This is a genomic window from Streptomyces sp. NBC_00637 (assembly GCF_045161545.1).
Classification (GTDB): domain Bacteria; phylum Actinomycetota; class Actinomycetes; order Streptomycetales; family Streptomycetaceae; genus Streptomyces.
In genome coordinates this window covers 7,461,743-7,480,676 of sequence record NZ_CP109046.1, presented here as the reverse complement: position 1 = coordinate 7,480,676, position 18,934 = coordinate 7,461,743, and the positions used below count along the sequence as shown (strand labels likewise).

Genomic DNA, 18,934 nt, shown 5'->3' with positions numbered 1-18,934 from the left:
CGCTCGGAAGGTGTTCGGGGGCGGGCCGGCCGCGTCAGACGGGCCGGGCCTGCTGTCGGACGGTGAGGCTGTCCACCGGCTGCTGGGCCGAGGCGGATGCCTGGCGCTCCCCCGTGGTGGGCGACAGCGCGACGAAGGCCGAGGTCAGGAAGAGGTAGGAGCCGAGGCCGACGGCAAGGGGAAAGATGAACTGCATCGCGGTGGCCCCCGGCAACGCCTCGCCCGAGGGCGTGACGTGGACGCTCACCGCGAACATCGCGGTGTAGTGCATGCTGCTCACCGCCGCGCCCATGACGAGGGAGGCGAGGGTGACCGCGATCGGCGAGCTGATGTTGAGCGCCGCCCAGAGGGCCGCGGTCGCCGCGACGACGGCGATCAGTACGGACAGTCCGACGCGTACGGGGTCGTAGGTCACGTCGGCGTGCAGCCGGACGGCGGCCATGCCCAGGTAGTGCATGCTGGCCACCCCCAGGCCGGTGGTGAGGCCGCCGATCAGCAACGCGCGCGTGCGGTCGCGGCTGTAGCCGACGGCGAAGACGCCGGCGCAGACGACGACCATGGCGACGAGGAGGCTGAGCACGGTCAGCGGAACGTCGTAGCGGATGTCGGTGCCGCTGACGGCGAAGCCGAGCATGGCCACGAAGTGCATGGTCCAGATTCCGGTGCCGATCGCCGAGGCGGCGGTGATCAGCCAGTTGCGGCGTGAGCGTCCGGTGGTGCCGAGCGCCCGCACGGTGCAGCGCAGCCCGAGGGCGGCGCCGACGCAGGCCATCACGTATGACAGCACGGGGGTCAGCCAGCCGAAGGCGGCGTGGTCCAGGTGTCCCATGGCCACGGGAGGCTAGTCGGGGCACAGGAGCACAAAGGGGGCGCATTTCGAAAGGTGTTGCAATGTGGCGCACCAGTGCACCTCAACGATCGGGTGACGCTCGAACGTGTGCACCGAGGCGTCGTCCGTGTCGGTGAGGGATCATGCGGAGCATGAGCGACGACCACACACACGTTCAGGAGTTCTTCGGCTCCCGGGCCGCCGACTGGGACAGCCGCTTCCCGGACGACGGTCCCGCCTACGCCGCCGCGGTCGGCGATCTCGGTCTGCGGGCGGGAGACCGGGTGCTGGACGCGGGCTGCGGCACCGGACGGGCCCTGACGCCGCTGCGTGCGGCCGTGGGGCCCACGGGAGTGGTCGTCGGGGCGGATCTGACGCCGGCCATGCTGGCGGCCGCCGTACGGTCCGGACGCGACCGCGCCGGACGGCTGATGCTCGCCGACGTGACCGCGCTCCCCCTTCGCTCCGCGGCGCTGGACGCCGTGTTCGCGGCGGGTCTCGTCGCCCACCTGCCCCGGCCGGGGGAGAACCTGCGGGAACTGGCGAGGGTGGTGCGCCCCGGTGGCTCACTGGCGTTGTTCCACCCGATCGGCAGGGCGGCGCTCGCGGCCCGCCAGGGACGTCAGCTCACCCCGCAGGACCTGCGGGCGGAACCCAACCTCCGCCCGCTGCTGGCCGCTTCGGGCTGGCGCATGACGTTCTACGCCGACGAGGACGCCCGCTTCCTGGCCTTGGCCGTCCGCGAGGCCTGAGGGCTCACGCCTGCCCGGCGACCGCCCGCACGAAGGCCTCGGGACGGTCGAACATGACGTTGTGGCCGGCGCCCGGGACCGTCACCACGCGCACTCCCGCCGCTTCCAGGGCGTCCGCCCCCTCGAGCGCGCCGGTGCGCCCGCCCTGGAGGTAGACGCGCTCGACCGCGTCGAGGCCGACCAAGATCTCGCGCATGACCGGGTCGGAGCCTCGCCTGAGCCCGACGGCGGTGCGGTGCAGAGCCCGCGGGTCGGCCAGCCGCATCGTCGCGGCCCACATCGGCCCGACCTTGTCCAGCACGCGCGCGTAGCCGCCGCGGACGAACTCCTCCTCCGTGTACGAGGCGATCCCGCTGCTCCCCGCCGTGGGCGGCGGGAAGCAGTCCAGATTGGCCTCCGTGAGCACGAGCCGTGCGACCAGGTCGGGCCGGCGGTGGGCCAGGACGACGGCCACGGAGCCGCCCATGCTGTGCGCGACCAGCTCGGCCCCGGTGACCCCCGCCGCGTCCAGCGCGGCCGCCAGCGCGTCGGCGTGTTCCTCGAGTGTGTAACCGAAGTCCGCGGGACGGTCGCTGATGCCGTGTCCGGGCAGGTCGACGAAGAGACTGCGCCGCCCGGCGAGCTCGGGACGGGCGGCCACGTGCGCGTGGTAGACGGCCGACGTCGCGCCCAGCCCGTGCACGTACACCCGCGCGGGTTCCGCGCCCTGCGACTCGGTCCAGCGGACCTGACTGCCCGCACCGTCGAACTCTGCCTGCTGCAACATCGCTTCCCCCTGCGCAAGTCACCGCCGCCGAATGCCGCGGCCCGCATCAACATACATCGGATACGAGGTATATCGTCAACGTCATACAACGCTTCCGTTGTACCCGCCGATCAAGGTAAGGCGGCGCCGATGTACAACTGCCCTGCGGCAGAATGCGGGCATGCTGGAGCTCGCCATCCTCGGATTTCTGTACGACGCCCCGTTGCACGGCTACGAGCTGCGCAAACGCATCACCGCGCTGACGGGACACGTGCGTCCGGTGGCGGAGAGCACCCTGTATCCGACGATCAAGCGGCTGGAGAAGTCGGGCCTGCTGGTGCGCGCCACCGAGCCCGGCGCCGTGGCCGCTCCGCGCCATGTCCTCAGCCTCACCGACGAGGGCGGGAGCGAACTGCGGCGGCGGCTCGCCGAGCCCGACCAGCGCGACCTCACCGACGAGAACCGCTGGTTCACCCTGCTCGCCTTCCTCCGGCACCTGGACGACTCCGCCGCCCAAGCCGCCGTACTGCGCCGCCGACTGGCTTTTCTGGAGGAGCCGGCCAGCTTCTTCTACGAAGGCGACCGGCCGCTGTCGGCAGAGGAGCTGGAGGACCCGTTCCGGCGCGGTGTGCTGACCATCGCGCGTGCCACGTCCCGGGCCGAGCTCACCTGGCTGCGCGACACGCTCGCCTCACTGGGCGGCTGACCCGCCCGTGGGCCGCACGGGGCAGCCCCGGACGCCGGGCACCGGGCAGGTCCCCAGCTCGCCCAGCCGGTAGCCGTTCGGGTATCCCTTGATCTCCCGGTTCTGTCGCGCGTGGTGGGGCGCGCGACGCGGTGGCAGCAGCCGCACCAGGCGTCCACGCGCGCGTACCGCCGCCCGCACCGCCGCGCGGACCCCCGGGGCCGGAGGGGTGTAGCGGAACGCCTCCAGGAGGTGATCGTCGAGCAGGGCGAGTGTGGCGTTTCTCAGGACGGGCGCCAGGGGCCTCGGATACCAGGAGGCCATGAGGTCGAGCGTGGCGTCCGAGACCTTCCGCGCTCCCTCGTCCCAGGCGAAGTGAGCCGCTTCGTAGGCGTCGAGACAGGCCTCGAACTGCTCGTAGGTCTCGGGGATGTCCTGGATGCCCATGCGCTGCCCCAGGGTGCGGTAGTACACAGCGCAGGCGACGATCTCGTGACGTGACAGCCGGCGCCATCCATAGGCGTCGATCCACCGCTTCGGCATCACGACGAAGGTGCAGAGCACGTACCGCATGTCGTCGTTGCCGATGTCGTACGCGCGGTGCATCCGGTTGATGCGCCGGACGGCCGTCCGGCCCTGCTGGCTGTCGAAACCGTGCTCGACGACCGCGTCGAGCAGCAGCGAGGTGTCGTCGTAGCGCTTCTGGGCGCGGTCCGTGAGTTCCGCCGTCTCGGCGAGCAGGCGCCCGATGCTCGGCACCGCGTAGGTGCGATAGAGGGCCAGCTCAAGAGCGCGGGTGACGTCCCAGGGGAACTCGTACGCCGCGGTGAGCCGGTAGATCTCGAACGCGTCCTCGTACGGGTCCATCCGCCGGATCCGACCGAGCCGCTCGAAGCGTTTCACGCGCCGTCCCCCTTCTGCCGCCGGAACTCCAACTCTAGGTTGAACAGCAGGAGATGAACGATCAGACGGGGCAATCACGCAGGGGGAAGGCGGTCGCCATGTTCGGCACGGTCCGCAAGGCCTTCGGGAGATTCCGCGACACGATGCGCGCACGGCCGGGTGCGGGTGGGGAGGAGCGTTCCGCGAAGGAGTCGCGCGGCGGAAAACACAACCACAATCTGTTCGAGGCGGCCGCCGCGTACGTCTCTGCGTGCGCGGAGGACGATCAGGACAGGATCGACGAGGCGGCGGGCTGGGTGTCGCCGGAGGCGTTGTCCTTCGGGGTCAACGAACTGGCCTGTCGCGCGGTCATCGCCCTCGCCCGGGAGCGCGACGAGTCACCGCGTACCGTGGCTCGTACGCTCCTCGGACTGCCGTCGACGTGACGCATCCGACGGCCGAGGGTGGTCGATTCGCCCCGTCCGACCGGAAAACCGCAGCTCCGGCTGTGTCGGGGAGTCGTGACAAGCGCCTTCCCGCCGCACTAGGGTGCGCGCCGTTGGACAAACCTATGGGGAGGCTGGGATGGCTGGGACGGACGAGGACGCCGTCGCCGCCGCGGACGATGCGCTCTATGTGCTCACGGCGGTGCTGTTGACGCCGGCGAAGTTCCCGAGCGCGCTGGGCGACGACTACCCGGAGGCCTGTGCGGCGCTCGGCCTCCCGCCGCTCGCCGACGGGTACGGACTGGTGCTGGGCCAGGACGGCGAGGGCGCGCGGTGGACCGTCGTCATCGACGACGTCTCACTGGTGGCGGTCGCCATCGCGTCGTGGGACTGCGGCATGGAGTACGACCTGTCACCCGGCGAGCGGACGGTGGTCGCCGCGCTGCCCGGCTGGCCGCTGGCTGTCGCCGTCGCGGCTCCCGGTGTGCCCGCGCCGCACGATCCCGCCGCCGAGATCGCGGACGGTCCGGCACTGTCGCCTCCGGACACGACCACCTGGGGTCCGGCCCAGCGACGGCTGGGGGCCGACGAGATCGCGCTCCAGTGGGCCCTGTGGCGCGAGCAGATCGACGACGCCGACTTCGCCCGTTCCCAGGAGGGCACCGTGACGGATGCGGGCGTCGACGCCGACGCCGGCGATGACGACGCGGCCGGGGACGGCCTGGCGGGCGGATCCGACCCCGCCGACGGGGCCGCGGGTGCCGGCGAGGCCGACGGGGCCGGGACGGGCACGGCAAAGGGCCACAGCGGCATCCGACGCGTCCTGGCCGAGGTACGCGCCTATGTGGACGCCCCGCCTCCGCTCGGCCGCGTCCGATCCTCGTTCGCTCCGGGTGACGCACGGACCCTGCGCGCCGACGGCCCCGGCTGGTCGCTGGTGGCCAGGACCGACGACATCGCGTTCGTCCTGCTCGACGAAGAGCCCGGCGAGGTGCTGCCGGTCGGGCGCGGACCCGAACTGCCCGGGCTCCTGGACGCGCTCGACAAGATGGCCGTCCGGCCGCTCTGAGGGCGCGACATGCCTCTCGGGAGGACGGGGACCGCCGCAGCGGTCCCCGTCGCTCAGCGGCCGAGCTCCTTGCGCGAGACTCGGCGCAGCCTGCGCCGCTGAGAGGGATCCAAGGTCAGGTAGGCCGCCGTCGGAACCCCCAGCACGATCAGCAGGGAAGCCCACCAGGGCAGCCAGATCAACAACAGCAGTCCGACCGCCACACCCCCTGCGGCGATCTTCGCGTTCTTCGACATGTGCGTCGCCTCCTTCGCGGCCCTTGCCGCTCTCTGCCATGAAAACGGCTTTGGGCCGCCCGCGGTTCCGGACACGACCCTGAGACGTCCCTGAGGTACAGCCCCGAGACTCCCCCGAGAACGCCCACCCGCGCCCACCCTGGGCCGGCGGGAACGGAACGGACGGACCCCGAGGCATTGCGTGTTCTCCGCCGAAGTGCTGTAGCCTCGGCGACCCCGCCCCCGGTAGTCAAGTTTGAGGAGTAGGTTCATCGCCGCGCAGAGCGTTCCCGCGAACACACCGCTCGAGATCGACGAACTGACACGTTGTGCTGCCGTGTTCCTGCCCGGCACCCCGGCCCGAACCAGCAGATTCGCCTTCTGGCAACCCGACGACAGCAATCTTCCCGCCCACGCGGACCGTCGCGAGGGCGAACTGACCGTCGTCCGGCCGGCCGGCTCCGGTGTGGAACTCGCGCGCGTACCCGCCGTCCTGCTGCCGGTGGAAGAGGCGCTGCCTCTCCTCACGCGCGCGCGTGCCGTGCCGGGCGGCCACCGGGCCGCCGCCTTCTGGGGTGCGGCGGCTCTGCTGGCCCTGCGGTGCGTGGCGCGTGGGCTCCTGCTGCCCGGCCTGTCACCGGAGGATCACGACGCCTGGCGAATCGGCCCGTCGGCCCCGGAGGACGTCGAGCGGGTGCGCAGGCTGGCGGCCTCGATGCCGCCCGAGGCACACGCCGTACCGGTCGACGAAACCCCGCCTCTGCGCCTTCCCGACCCCGAGCGACTGCTGCGCGCCTTCCTGGACGCCGTGGCCGACGCGCTGCCCCGCACGCCCGCCGCGTCGCTCCTGACGGGAGGCCCGGCCTACGCGGCACCGCAACCCCGGCACCTGCCGCAGTTGCGGGCCTGGGCGGCCGACGTCGCCGCGGGCCACGACGCCGGCGTACGGATCTCGCTGCGCATCGAGGTCTCAGGGCTCGACACTCCCGAGGAAGCGCCCGGGTTCGACGCCCCCGCGGTCGACCTCGCGGCGCACAGGTTCCGGGTTGTGCCGCAGGTGCACAGTGTGAGCGACCCCGCGCTCGTCGCGGACGCCACCGACGTCTGGGCGGACGCCGGTGTCACGCGCGGGGCGTTCGGCCCCCGCGCGCGGATGGACGCCCTGCTCGCCCTGCGTCGTGCGGCCCGGGCCTGGCCGGCGCTGACACCCCTGCTGTCGGCCACCGTGCCGGACGCCGTCGAGCTCCTCGACGAGGAGGTGTCCGAGCTGCTGGGCGAGGGCTCGCGGGCACTGGCGGGCGCGGGGATCGACGTGCACTGGCCGCGGGAGCTGGCCCGCACCCTGACCGCCCGCGCGGTCGTGGGACCACCCGAGGAGGAAGGGGGACCCGCCCGGCTCGGCGCGGACACGCCGTCCTTCCTGTCGGCGGACTCGCTCCTGACGTTCACCTGGTGGTTCGGGCTCGGCGACATGCAGCTGACGCGTGAGGAACTGGACCGGCTGGCCGAGGCCGGTCGCCCGCTCGTGCGACTGCGCGACCAATGGGTCCTGATCGACCCGGAGGAACTGCGCCAGGCCCGCGCCCGGCAGGACCGCAAGATGACGCCCGTGGACGCGCTGGGCGTGGCTCTGACGGGCTCGGCGGAGGTGGACGGCCGTCGGGTCGAGGTGCGGCCCACCGGGTGGCTGGCGGACCTGCGGGAGCGGCTGACGCGTCCCGAGACGCACGACCCCATGGAGCAGCCCGCGGCCCTCGACGCCACGCTGCGCGACTACCAGAGGCGCGGCCTGGACTGGCTGGCCCGGACCACCGCGCTGGGACTGGGGTGCTGTCTGGCGGACGACATGGGGCTCGGCAAGACCGTCACGCTGATCGCGCTGCACCTGCACCGCCGGACGGACCCCTCCACGGCGGGTCCCACCCTCGTGGTCTGCCCGACATCCCTGATGGGCAACTGGCAGCGGGAGATCGAGAGGTTCGCCCCGGGCACGCCGGTGCGCCGCTTCCATGGGCCGCGCCGCGATCTGGGGACGCCGTCCGACGGTGAGTTCGTCCTCACCACCTACGGCACGTTGCGCCTGGACGCGGAGCGGCTCGGCGAGGTGCCGTGGGGCCTCGTCGTGGCGGACGAGGCGCAGCACGTGAAGAACCCGTACTCGGCGACCGCGCGGGCATTGCGCACCATCGGCACACGCGCGCGTGTGGCGCTCACGGGCACCCCGGTGGAGAACAACCTGTCGGAGCTGTGGGCGATCCTGGACTGGACGACACCCGGCTTGCTGGGGCGGCTCGGCACCTTCCGGACGCGGTACGCGCGAGCCGTCGAGAACGGCGGGGACCCGGCCGCGGCGGAACGGCTCGGCCGGCTCGTGGGACCGTTCCTGCTGCGCCGCCACAAGTCGGACCCGGGGATCGCCCCCGAGCTGCCGCCCAAGACCGAGACCGATCGGCCCGTGAGCCTCACCAGGGAGCAGACCGGCCTGTACGAAGCCGTGGTGCGCGAAACGCTCGCCGCGATCGCCGAAGCCGACGACATGGCGCGCCGGGGGCTGATCGTGAAGCTCCTGACCGGCCTCAAGCAGATCTGCAACCACCCGGCGCAGTACCTCAAGGAGGAACGGCCGAAGACCGCCGGACGCTCCGGGAAACTCGAGCTCCTGGACGAGCTGCTCGACACCCTGCTCGCCGAAGGGGCGAGCGTGCTCGTCTTCACGCAGTACGTGCGGCTGGCGCGACTCCTCGAACAGCACTTGGCGGCGCGGGGCGTGCCCACGCAGTTCCTCCATGGCGGCACGCCCGTCGCCGAACGCGAGAACATGGTCCGGCGCTTCCAGGACGGTGCGGTCCCCGTCTTCCTGTTGTCGCTCAGGGCCGCGGGCACGGGCCTCAACCTCACGCGCGCGGAGCACGTGGTGCACTACGACCGCTGGTGGAACCCGGCCGTCGAGGCGCAGGCCACGGACCGGGCGTACCGCATCGGCCAGACCCGGCCCGTGCAGGTGCACCGGCTGATCGCCGAGGGCACGATCGAGGACCGCATCGCCGCGATGCTGCGCCGCAAGCAGGATCTCGCGGACGCCGTTCTCGGGGCCGGCGAGGCCGCGCTCACGGAGCTGACGGACGCCGAACTGGCGGAACTGGTGGAACTGCGAGGGGACGCGCGATGAACCGGCACGACAGCGTCGAGGAACGGATCTTCGCCGCGTTGCCTCCCACGCACGGAACGGGCTTCGCTCGGACGTGGTGGGGACGGGCGTGGCTGGCCGCGCTCGAGGACGGCGCGATGGACGGCGGGCAGGTGAAAGCGGGCCGACGACTCGCGCGGGCGGGCGCCGTGGGCGCGGTGTCGGTGCGCCCGGGGCGCGTCACGGCCGTCGTCCAGGACCGCGATCACACGCGGCACCGGGCCGACGTGCTGCTCGACACGCTCTCGGACGACCAGTGGGACCGTCTCGTGGACCTTGCGGTGGAGCGGGCCGGGCACGTCGCCGCGCTGCTCGACCGGGAGATGCCGCCCGATCTGGTCGAGGACGCCGAGTCGGCGGGCATCGGCCTGCTGCCCGGGCTCGGCGAGCTGGAGGCTCGGTGCGACTGCGGCGCCTGGGACCACTGCGGTCACACAGCGGCGGTCTGCTACCTGGTGGCGAGGCTGCTCGACCAGGATCCCTTCGTCCTCCTGCTGCTCAGGGGACGTGCCGAACAGGACCTGCTGAGCGACCTCCAGGCACGTGGCTCCGCCGCTCGGCCCGAGGTGGAGCCGCCGGGGACCGAAGGCGTGGACGCGGCGGAGGCGTATGCGGCAGGCGACATACTGCCTCCGCTCCCCGATGTGCCCGAACTCCCGCCGGAGCCGGGCGTTCCGCCGTCGCTGGACACGGATGAGCCGCCCCCGGCAGGGGTGGAACCGGCGGCGCTGGAAATCCTCGCCGCCCGGACGGCCGCCGCGGCGCACCTGCTGCTCGCGGAGGCGCTCCGCGAGGGTGCGGGACGGCGCGCTCCGACGCCCCGGCTGACCGTGGGCCAGGACGCCGTACGGCTTGCGGAGGGCGTCCTCGACGTGCCCGGGACGGTCGATCCCGCCGGCGAGGCGGCGGTCGACCGTCTCGCCACCGGATCGGGGCGCGACCGGACGGATCTGGCGGCTGCCGTCCTGGCCTGGCGACACGGCGGGGTGGCCGCCCTGTCCGTGCTCGAGGAGGAGTGGGTGGTGGAGGGCGAGGCGCTCGCACGCGCGCGTGCCGCGCTGGACTCGGCCTGGGAGGAGGACGAGCGGCCGACGCTGCGGGCACGGGGGAACCGGTGGACGGCCGTCGGGACGGCCTGCCAGTTGCGGCTGGGACGGGACGGCAGATGGTGGCCGTACCGCAAGGAGGGCGGCCGCTGGCTGCCCGCCGGGGATGCGGCCGACGACCCGGCGACGGTGCTGGCCGTGGCCCGGCCAGACGGCGAGGAAGCGCTTTCCTAGGCCCGTGCCCCGCACGGTGGGGCAGGGGGCGTCGGTCCGACAGGCGGCCGACTCCCCTGGTTCACCCGGAGGTCGTACGGTGTTCGGCGCGTGCCCCAACTCTGGCCGCTGTCACCGAACTTGCCGCACCTTCTCCTCAGGAGGCCCGATGTCCCCGCACGCCACCGGCCGGCGCCGCGTCCACCGTTGTGTCGCGGCGGGCGTACCACTCGCCGTGCTGGCCGCGCTCGCCACCGCCGGACCGGCCGACGCGGGCACTCCGGCCCAGGAGGCGCACGTCACGCGGCCCGCGACGCTCGGCGACGTCCCGCTCGGGACGTTCAGCAACGCACTGCTGCCCGGCACGGTCACCGACGACCGGGGTGTGGACCTCGGCGGTATCGGCAGCGACATCTACCCGACGGGACGCAAGGGCGAGTTCTGGACGGTGACCGATCGCGGTCCCAACGGACAGATCAAGGTGGACGGCACCAAGCGCCGTACGTTTGCCGTGCCCGGGTTCGACCCGGCGATCGTGCGGATCCGGGTGTCCGGAGACGCGGTGAAGGTGCTCCAGGCGATCCCGGTCACCACGAAGTCGGGGAAGCCCGTGACGGGCCTGTCGAACCAGGCGGGGCGCGACGAGGCCCCGTACTCCTACGACGCGCGCACGCCTCTGCCGTACAACCCGAACGGGCTGGACACCGAGGGCATCGTGCGGGCGGCGGACGGGAGTTTCTGGCTCGTCGACGAGTACGGGCCCTCGCTGGTGCACGTCTCCGCGCGCGGGCAGGTGCTGACGCGTTACGTGCCGCAGGGGCTGAAGCTCACGGGGACGGACTACCCGGCGGTGGAGGCGCTGCCGGCGGTCCTGCTGCACCGGAAGATCAACCGTGGCTTCGAGGGCCTGGCCCAACTCCCGGGCGGTGATCTCGTCCTGGCGGTGCAGAGCCCGCTGTCGCTTCCGGACACGGACGCGGGAGAGGGGTCGCGGACCGCGCGTCTGCTGCGTTTCTCACCGAAGAGGAAGGCCGTCACCGCCGAGTACGCGTACCGCTTCGACCCGGTCGACGTGGTCGACCCGAGCGAGGACGACACCTCCGAGCTCAAGATCTCCTCGGTGGTCGCCGTGCACGGTGACCGGCTGCTCGTGGAGGAGCGCACCGACAAGGCCGCGCGGCTGCACCTGGTACGGCTGAGCCGCGCGGCGAACATCCTGGGCAGCCGCTGGGACGACGACGCGACGTCCCCGTCGCTCGAGCAGCTGGACGACCCCGCGGCCTCGGGGGTCCCGGTGCTGCCGAAGCGGCTGGCCGTCGATCTCGGCACGGTCGCCGGGGTGCCCGGGAAGATCGAGGGCGTCGCGCTCGTGGACCACTCCCCGTTGGCCCTCGTCAACGACAACGACTTCGGGATGACGGACGGCGCCGACGCGTTCGACGCGCAGGGTCGACTGGTCGACAGCGGCATCGAGACGACGGTCACCTACGTGCGGCTGCCCCGAGGCGTGTGAGCGACGACCCGGCTAGGGCAGCAGCTCCCCCAGGGACGGCAGCAACGATTCGAGGTCGCTCGGCAGGTCGCTAGGTAGCCGGGTCGGCAGGTCGCTCGGCAGGCCGGTGGGGAACTGTGACGGCAGGCCGCTCGGAAGGCCGCTGGGCAGCTCCACCGGAAGGCTGAAGGACGGGGCGGGGGTGGACCCGCTGCCGGTGCTGTTGCCGGCGTTCGGCTCGTCGTCCGACGAATCGTCGCCGCTGGAGGCCATCAGCACGACGGCGACGACGGCTGCGGCGGTGACGAGCAGCGCGAGGACGACGAAGAGGGGGTTCCTGCGCTTGCCGGAACCGCCCGGCGGACCCGACGGGGGTGGGGGCGACCAGTCGCCCCCACCTGTCCCGTCGTGGGGTCCGTAGCCGGAGTGGTGCGGTCCGAAGCCACCGGGAGGCGGCATGTCGCCCGGCGGACCGGGCGGTTGGGGCGGTACGGGCGGCATGGCCATACCGCCCAGCGTCGCGGTGAACCGCCCGCAGCGCGAGCCCCGCGCGGAAGTTGGTACCGACCCGGGTCATGGACCGCATGATTCCGGCGTATCGCGTCCGGAGAACGCGCGACGACCGGGCGGAGACGGCGCTGGGCCCGGTCGCTCGACGGGCACGCGTGTGTGCGGGCTCACCGGTGCACACACGCGTGCGTGCGGGTTCAGCCCCGCGCGCCCAGGAGGTGGTCCATGGCGAGCTGGTCGAGGTGCTCGAAGGCCATGCCGCGGGCGGCGGCCACCTCGGGGTCGAACTCCTCGAAGGCGGCGCGGTCGGCAAGCAGGCTCTCCAGGCCGTCCGCGGCGGTGGCCTGGGCGAGCTGGTCCAGGCGGGAGGCGCGCAGGGCCTCCTGGACCTCGGGGTCGCTGCGGAACGCGAGCGCACGCTCCTTGAGCATCAGGTAGTTGCGCATGCAGCCGGCGGCCGAGGCCCACACGCCGTCGAGGTCCTCGGTGCGCGGCGGCTTGAAGTCGAAGTGCTTCGGGCCCGCGTAACCGGCGCTCTCCAGCAGGTCGACCAGCCAGAAGGCGGAGCGCAGGTCGCCGGCGCCGAAGCGCAGGTCCTGGTCGTACTTGATGCCGGACTGGCCGTTGAGGTCGATGTGGAAGAGCTTGCCCGCCCACAGCGCCTGGGCGATGCCATGCGTGAAGTTGAGCCCGGCCATCTGCTCGTGGCCCACTTCGGGGTTCACCCCGTACAGCTCCGGGCGCTCCAGGCGCTCGATGAAGGCCAGGGCGTGGCCGACGGTGGGGAGCAGGATGTCGCCGCGCGGCTCGTTCGGCTTGGGCTCGATGGCGAACTTCAGGTCGTAGCCCTGGGAGGTCACGTACTCGCCCAGCAGGTCGAAGGCCTCCTTCATGCGGTCGAGGGCCACCCGTACGTCCTTGGCGGCGCCGGACTCCGCGCCCTCACGGCCGCCCCAGGCGACGTAGGTCTTCGCACCGAGTTCGACGGCAAGGTCGATGTTGCGGATCGTCTTGCGCAGGGCGTAGCGACGCACGTCACGGTCGTTCGCCGTGAACGCGCCGTCCTTGAAGACGGGGTGCGTGAAGAGGTTGGTGGTGGCCATCGGCACCGTCATGCCGGTGGTGTCCAGGGCCTGGCGGAAGCGCTTGATGTGCTCCTCGCGCTCGCTCTCGGAGGACCCGAAGGGGATCAGGTCGTCGTCGTGGAAGGTCACACCGTAGGCGCCCAGCTCGGCCAGGCGCTGCACCGATTCGACCGGGTCCAGGGCACGCCGCGTGGCGTCACCGAACGGGTCCCTTCCCTGCCAGCCGACGGTCCACAGGCCGAAGGTGAACCTGTCATCGGGGGTGGGCTGGTAGCTCATGCTGCGGCTCCTTGCGTGAAGACTGTGGCGCTGACTATTTCGTCATGGCAGTTTACAAATTAGTATGCGGACGCATCTCTGGGAAGACAGATCCCGCAGAGCCGCGGTAAAAACTTGAGGGAGAGCCCGATGTCAGCAGCCGAGGGTCCGCTCGTCGTCGGCGTGGACACGTCCACCCAGTCCACGAAGGCGCTGGTCGTCGACGCGGCCACCGGCCAGGTCGTCGCGAGCGGCCAGGCACCGCACACGGTCTCCGCCGGAGCCGGCCGCGAGAGCGACCCCCGCCAGTGGTGGGACGCCCTGCGTGAGGCCCTGCACCAGTGCGGCGACGCGGCCCGCGAGGCCGCCGCGGTATCGGTCGGCGGGCAGCAGCACGGGCTCGTCACCCTGGACGAGCGCGGCGAGCCGGTGCGCCCGGCGCTGCTGTGGAACGACGTGCGCTCGGCCCCGCAGGCCCGTCGGCTGACCGAGGAACTGGGCGGGGCGAAGTTCTGGGCGGAACGCACCGGGTCCGTCCCGGCCGCGTCCTTCACCGTCACGAAGTGGGCCTGGCTGGCGGAGCACGAGCCGGAGGCCCTGCGCGCCACGAAGGCCGTACGCCTCCCCCACGACTACCTCACCGAGCGCCTGACGGGCGAGGGGACCACCGACCGCGGTGACGCCTCCGGCACCGGCTGGTGGGCGTCCGCGACCGAGTCGTACGACGCGGAGATCCTCGCCCACGTGGGACTCGACCCGGCGCTGCTGCCCCGCGTGGTGCGGCCCGGGGAAATGGCGGGCACCGTCCGCGACAGCCACGACCTGCCCTTCGCCAAGGGCACCCTGGTCGCCCCGGGCACCGGGGACAACGCGGCGGCGGCGCTGGGCCTCGGGCTGCGTCCCGGGACGCCCGTGCTGAGCCTCGGCACCTCCGGCACGGTGTACGCGGTGGCCAAACGCCGCCCCACCGACCCCACCGGCACCGTGGCCGGATTCGCCGACGCGCACGGCGACTGGCTGCCGCTGGCCTGCACCCTGAACTGCACGCTCGCCGTCGACCGCGTCGCCGCCCTGCTGGGCCTGGACCGCGAGGCCGTGGAGCCCACCGCGGACGTCACGCTGCTGCCCTTCCTGGACGGCGAACGCACCCCGAACCTGCCGAGCGCCTCGGGCATCCTGCACGGTCTGCGCCACGACACGACCGCCGGCCAGCTGCTCCAGGCCGCCTACGACGGCGCCGTGCACTCCCTGCTCGGCGCACTGGACCTGGTCCTCGACGAGGACGCGGACCGTTCGGCACCCCTGCTGCTGATCGGCGGTGGCGCCCGGGGCGCGGCCTGGCAGCAGACCGTGCGCCGGCTGTCCGGACGCCCGGTCCAGGTGCCCGAGGCCAAGGAGCTCGTCGCACTCGGGGCCGCCGCGCAGGCGGCGGGCCTGCTGACCGGCGAGGACCCGGCCGCCGTCGCCCGCCGCTGGAACACCACCCGGGGCCCGGTGCTCGACGCCGTCGAGCGGGACGAGGCGGCGCTGGCCAGGATCGCCGGGGTACTCTCCGACGCGGCCCCGCTGCTGGACCGGAGCACGGACGCCCACTGAGCATCGACGAATCGACGGAGGCATGACCGCACCGCTGCACGAGGCCCGGCCGACCGGCCCGGGGCGCGCACTGCCCGACACCCAGCAGGGCATGCGCCGCCGCAACCTGGCCCGGGTGATGCACGCCGTGAGCGCCGAGGGACCGCTCTCGCGCGCGGGGGTCGCCTCACGCATCGGCCTGACCCGGGCAGCGGTCTCGACGCTCGTCGACGAACTCATACGCACCGGACTGCTGGAGGAGCTGGGCCCCGAGCGGCCGGGCCGGGTGGGCCGCCCGGGCTCGGCGCTGGCCGTCAGCGGGCGCGGTCCGTCGGGCATAGGTGCCGAGATCGGCGTGGATCACCTGGCGGCCTGCGCCGTCGATCTGCGCGGCGAGGTGCGGGTGCGCGCCGTGCGGCACGGCACGAACCGGGGCCGCTCCCCCGAGCCGGTGGTCGGAGAACTGACGGCGCTCGTGCGCCAGGTGATCGCCGAGGCCGAGCGCGAGGGGCTGTGGCCGGCCGGACTCGCCGTGGCGGTCCCCGGCCTGGTCGCCCGCGACGCCCGTACGGTCGTCCGCGCGCCGAACCTCGACTGGCAGGACGTCGACCTCGGCGCGTTGCTGCCCGGGGAGTTCCCGCTGACGGTGGACAACGAGGCCAACTTCGGCGGGCTGGCCGAACTCTGGCTCGGCGCGGACACTCCGGGGGACTTCCTGCACGTGTCGGCCGAGATCGGCATCGGTGCCGCGCTCGTCGTGGACGGCAGCCTGCTGCGCGGCACCCGCGGCTTCGCCGGTGAGCTGGGCCATGTGCCGGTGCACCCCGACGGACCGGAGTGCGGGTGCGGCGGGCGCGGATGTCTGGAGCAGTACGCCGGGGAGGAGGCGGTGCTGCGCGCCGCCGGGCTGGAACCGGGCGAGGACCGCGTCGGACTCCTCGCGGGCCGCGCCGCGGACGGTGACCCGGACGTACGGCGGGCGCTGCGCGAGGCGGGCACGGCCCTCGGCATCGCGCTCACCGGGGCACTCAATCTCCTGGACCCGGAGGGCGTCGTGCTCGGCGGCGCCCTCGCCGGGCTGGCACCGTGGCTGCTGCCGTCGCTCGAGACCGAGCTCTCCCGGCGTACGGCGGGGCCCGCCCGTCCCGTGTCCGTCTCCCGGCTGGGTCCCGAGGGCCCGTTGCTCGGGGCCGCGCACTCGGTGGTGCGGGCCGTGCTGGACGATCCGGCGGCGGTGGCTGAGCGGCCCTGAGCGGACGTGGCCGGCGACCGGTCGTGTCGCGGGCGGGCGTCCTCCCGCCCAGGGGGCCGGGGGCCGGCCGCTCCGGACAGCGATCAGGTACCGGTTCGGACAGCGAGCGGTGAGGGACCGGTCCGCACAGGCGCGAGTGGCCCATCGGGCCAGCGGTGAGAAGCCGATCGGGACAGCGGCGCAGGGCCGATCGGGTCTGGAACTCCCCCTTCGGGTGAGCGAGTTGTCCACAGTTGCGTGCTCGTCCACCTAAGCACGGCGTGTCCGCCTGACCGACCCGCCGGCGCCGTAGCGTAATGCGTGCGGGACACAGCCGCCGCCCAGCGACGGTCGCAGTGGCAGTGGCAGTGGCCTGTGCGGGTTCACGGGCTCGGAGAGTCGGGCCCGTACCCGATGGACCGACGCCCCGCACGCCCTCCGGTGCCGCCCGCCGGACGTCAGCGACCCCGAAAGGCAGCACCACTGTGGAACGAGCAAGGACTCTCCCCGGCCGACGACAGATTCTGCGCGGCGCCGCCCTCGCCGCCGTTCCGTACGCGCTGCTGCCCGAGACGCCGGCGGGCGCCGGGCCCCGGACCGTCGACTACCCGCTCGCCGAATGGCAGCCCGCCACCGCCGCCAATCGCACGGCGGCGAACCGCCCCACCACCCATCCCGTCGACCGCGTCGTCATCCATGTCACCCAGACCCTCTACGCCAAAGCCCTGAGCGTCTTCCAGAACCCACGGAAGAAGGTGTCCGCGCACTACGTCGTGCGCTCCGTGGACGGTCATGTGGCGCAGTGCGTGCGCGAGTCCGACATCGCCTGGCATGCCGGGAACTGGGACTACAACACCCGCAGCATCGGCATCGAGCACGAAGGGTGGGTGGACAGACCGATCTACTTCACCGACGCCCTCTACGAGGGGTCCGCCCGACTGACGGCGTCTGTCTGCGACCGTTACGGCATCCCGAAGGACCGGGCGCACATCATCGGCCACTACGAGGTGCCGGGCACCGACCACACCGATCCCGGTGCCGACTGGGATTGGGCCCGCTACCTGATGCTCGTCGGCCGAGCCTGACCCGGACCGGACCGGATCAGGCCGGGCCGGGCCGGGCCGAAAGCGGATGGCCACTTCGGAGTGGCGTCGTCCGAACGGTTGTCGGTCCGCGCACCCGGAGTGACGATGTCTTCAGCCGTATCGCCTGCCGGGAGGACGAGTTGACCGATCCCTGGGTGGCCCTGGAACGGGGCGCCGACCCCGCCGAGCGGGTGCGCGTCCTGCGGCGGGCGCATGAGACGTTCACCGTGGCGGGCACCGTGGCGCGGCCGGTGCGTGCCGTCGTGGCCGACTCCTGGCGGCGTTCCGCGCGGGCCGGCGTCGGCCCCGACGGCACCGCGAGCGTCGAGCTGACCGACGGCGACCTCGGCGCCTACCGGTCCGAGCATCCGCTGGCGCGGGTGATGCCCCTGTTCCGTGAGTTGATGGGCACGTTCGCGGCCGACGGAGAGCATCTGCTGGCGGTGTGCGACGCGCACGGCAGGCTGTTGTGGGTCGAGGGTCACGCGGCGACCCGGCGGCAGGCGGGGCGGATGAACTTCGTGCCGGGTGCGCGATGGGCGGAGAGCGCGGTCGGGACGAACGCGCCGGGCACGGCGGTCGCCCTGGACCGGCCGGTGCAGGTGTTCGCGGCCGAGCACTTCATCCGGCGGGTGCAGCCATGGACGTGCGCCGCCGCCCCGGTGCACGATCCGCGGACCGGACGGGTGCTGGGTGCCGTCGACATCACGGGCGGGGACGGACTGGCGCATCCGCACAGCCTGGGCTTCGTGCAGGCCGTCGCGCGGGCCGCGGAGGCGCACCTCGCGCTGCTCGCCCCGGAGCGGCCGGCCGTCGACGCACCACGGCTGACCGTGCTGGGCCGCGACGACGCGCGTCTGGTCACCGGCGGCCGGGACATCAGGCTGAGCCGGCGGCACAGCGAGATCCTCGTGCTGCTGGCTCGCCACCCCGAGGGCCTGACGGGCGACGAGCTGCTGTGCGCGCTGTACGAGGACGAGTCGGTCACCCCGGTCACGCTGCGGGCCGAACTCGCCCGGCTGCGCGGGGTGCTGGGCCCCGGGCTGCTGGCCTCGCGCCCCTACCGGCTCACCGTCGCCTGCGAGTCGGATGTCGCCGTCGTCGAACGAAGGCTGGCGGCCGGCGCGGTCACGGCGGCCCTGTCGGCGTACACCGGGCCGCCGTTGCCCTCGTCCCAGGCACCGGCGGTGGCGCGGCTCAGGCGTGTCCTCGCCGAGGGGCTGCGTGCCGCGCTGATCGCGTGCGGCGACCCCGATCTGCTGGCGGACTGGGCGCACGCGCCGTGGGGCGAGGACGACCTCGACGTGTGGCGGGCGCTCGCGGCGGCCCGGCCGACAGCCGCGATACGGGCCCGCGTCGCGTCCCTCGAGTCGGAGCTGACGGCGCCGACCGGATGGCCGCACCCGTAGGCCGGACGACACGTCGGGAGCACGACGTCCGCGAGCTGTCCGCAGAATCGGCGTCCGCAGACGAGACGTCGCAGGCGAAGCCTCCCGTCCGACGTCGGGAGGACGGCGTCGTCCAACGTCGGGAGGACGGCGTCGTCCAACGTCGGGAGGACGGCGTCGGGCGGCCGGCGGCCGGGGTCAGGCTTCCGGCTTCGGGCTTCGGGGTTCGGGGTTCGTCGTT

17 protein-coding genes are annotated in these 18,934 nt (G+C 73.1%); 11 read left to right on the top strand and 6 right to left on the bottom strand.

What is annotated here, in order from left to right; translation table 11 throughout:
• Window positions 1-34: 34 nt before the first annotated feature.
• Window positions 35-829, bottom strand: coding sequence for an MHYT domain-containing protein (locus OG440_RS32985; RefSeq protein ID WP_406010400.1), 795 nt, complete (start codon window positions 827-829; stop codon window positions 35-37).
• Window positions 830-981: 152 nt separating this feature from the next.
• On the opposite strand from OG440_RS32985, the gene OG440_RS32980 reads away from it, so the two are divergent.
• Window positions 982-1,581 carry a class I SAM-dependent methyltransferase gene (locus OG440_RS32980; protein WP_406010399.1) on the top strand — a complete coding sequence of 200 codons (600 nt, stop codon included), beginning with the start codon at window positions 982-984 and terminating at the stop codon, window positions 1,579-1,581.
• Between the two features lie 4 nt (window positions 1,582-1,585).
• On the opposite strand, the gene OG440_RS32975 is transcribed toward OG440_RS32980, so the two are convergent.
• Window positions 1,586-2,344, bottom strand: coding sequence for an alpha/beta fold hydrolase (locus OG440_RS32975; protein ID WP_406011521.1), 759 nt, complete (start codon window positions 2,342-2,344; stop codon window positions 1,586-1,588).
• Between the two features lie 163 nt (window positions 2,345-2,507).
• Here OG440_RS32975 and OG440_RS32970 point away from each other — a divergent pair, with 163 nt between their 5' ends.
• A complete protein-coding gene (locus OG440_RS32970; RefSeq protein ID WP_406010398.1) occupies window positions 2,508-3,032 on the top strand; it encodes a PadR family transcriptional regulator in 525 nt (174 codons plus the stop codon).
• Here the strand turns inward: OG440_RS32970 and OG440_RS32965 are convergent.
• Window positions 3,018-3,914 carry an oxygenase MpaB family protein gene (locus tag OG440_RS32965; protein ID WP_406010397.1) on the bottom strand — a complete coding sequence of 299 codons (897 nt, stop codon included), beginning with the start codon at window positions 3,912-3,914 and terminating at the stop codon, window positions 3,018-3,020. The two genes, OG440_RS32970 and OG440_RS32965, sit on opposite strands and share 15 nt — an antisense overlap.
• Window positions 3,915-4,012: 98 nt before the next feature.
• Between OG440_RS32965 and OG440_RS32960 the strand changes: the two genes are divergently transcribed.
• Window positions 4,013-4,339 (top strand): hypothetical protein, encoded by a 327-nt coding sequence (locus OG440_RS32960; RefSeq protein WP_406010396.1) that lies wholly within the window; start codon window positions 4,013-4,015, stop codon window positions 4,337-4,339.
• Window positions 4,340-4,478: 139 nt separating this feature from the next.
• On the top strand, window positions 4,479-5,408 hold the full coding sequence (locus OG440_RS32955) for a hypothetical protein (protein WP_406010395.1): 930 nt from the start codon (window positions 4,479-4,481) through the stop codon (window positions 5,406-5,408).
• Between the two features lie 53 nt (window positions 5,409-5,461).
• Here the strand turns inward: OG440_RS32955 and OG440_RS32950 are convergent, their stop codons facing one another.
• Window positions 5,462-5,644, bottom strand: a complete 183-nt coding sequence (locus OG440_RS32950; protein WP_406010394.1) for a hypothetical protein — start codon at window positions 5,642-5,644, stop codon at window positions 5,462-5,464.
• A gap of 316 nt (window positions 5,645-5,960) precedes the next feature.
• Between OG440_RS32950 and OG440_RS32945 the strand changes: the two genes are divergently transcribed.
• From OG440_RS32945 to OG440_RS32935, 3 genes are all read left to right on the top strand, one after another.
• The gene (locus OG440_RS32945; RefSeq protein WP_406010393.1) at window positions 5,961-8,792 is read left to right on the top strand and encodes a DEAD/DEAH box helicase; all 2,832 of its coding nucleotides are present in this window, start codon (window positions 5,961-5,963) and stop codon (window positions 8,790-8,792) included.
• Window positions 8,789-10,090, top strand: a complete 1,302-nt coding sequence (locus OG440_RS32940) for an SWF or SNF family helicase (protein ID WP_406010392.1) — start codon at window positions 8,789-8,791, stop codon at window positions 10,088-10,090. The genes OG440_RS32945 and OG440_RS32940 overlap by 4 nt, the downstream gene beginning before the upstream one ends.
• Before the next feature lie 148 nt (window positions 10,091-10,238).
• Window positions 10,239-11,582 carry an esterase-like activity of phytase family protein gene (locus OG440_RS32935; protein ID WP_406010391.1) on the top strand — a complete coding sequence of 448 codons (1,344 nt, stop codon included), beginning with the start codon at window positions 10,239-10,241 and terminating at the stop codon, window positions 11,580-11,582.
• Between the two features lie 12 nt (window positions 11,583-11,594).
• On the opposite strand, the gene OG440_RS32930 is transcribed toward OG440_RS32935, so the two are convergent.
• Both OG440_RS32930 and xylA read right to left on the bottom strand, forming a co-directional pair.
• Window positions 11,595-12,068 (bottom strand): hypothetical protein, encoded by a 474-nt coding sequence (locus OG440_RS32930; RefSeq protein ID WP_406010390.1) that lies wholly within the window; start codon window positions 12,066-12,068, stop codon window positions 11,595-11,597.
• 200 nt (window positions 12,069-12,268) lie between these two features.
• Window positions 12,269-13,435 (bottom strand): xylose isomerase, encoded by a 1,167-nt coding sequence (gene xylA, locus OG440_RS32925; RefSeq protein ID WP_406010389.1) that lies wholly within the window; start codon window positions 13,433-13,435, stop codon window positions 12,269-12,271.
• A 129-nt stretch (window positions 13,436-13,564) separates the two neighbouring features.
• Between xylA and xylB the strand changes: the two genes are divergently transcribed.
• The 4 genes from xylB (at window position 13,565) to OG440_RS32905 (ending at window position 18,714) form a co-directional block, all read left to right on the top strand.
• The gene (gene xylB / locus OG440_RS32920) at window positions 13,565-15,010 is read left to right on the top strand and encodes a xylulokinase (RefSeq protein ID WP_406010388.1); all 1,446 of its coding nucleotides are present in this window, start codon (window positions 13,565-13,567) and stop codon (window positions 15,008-15,010) included.
• Window positions 15,011-15,032: 22 nt separating this feature from the next.
• Window positions 15,033-16,241, top strand: coding sequence for an ROK family protein (locus OG440_RS32915; protein WP_406010387.1), 1,209 nt, complete (start codon window positions 15,033-15,035; stop codon window positions 16,239-16,241).
• Between the two features lie 464 nt (window positions 16,242-16,705).
• Window positions 16,706-17,305: an N-acetylmuramoyl-L-alanine amidase gene (locus tag OG440_RS32910; protein WP_406010386.1), complete on the top strand. Its 600-nt coding sequence runs from the start codon at window positions 16,706-16,708 to the stop codon at window positions 17,303-17,305.
• 140 nt (window positions 17,306-17,445) lie between these two features.
• Window positions 17,446-18,714 carry a GAF domain-containing protein gene (locus tag OG440_RS32905; protein WP_406010385.1) on the top strand — a complete coding sequence of 423 codons (1,269 nt, stop codon included), beginning with the start codon at window positions 17,446-17,448 and terminating at the stop codon, window positions 18,712-18,714.
• The last annotated feature ends 220 nt before the right edge of the window (window positions 18,715-18,934 follow it).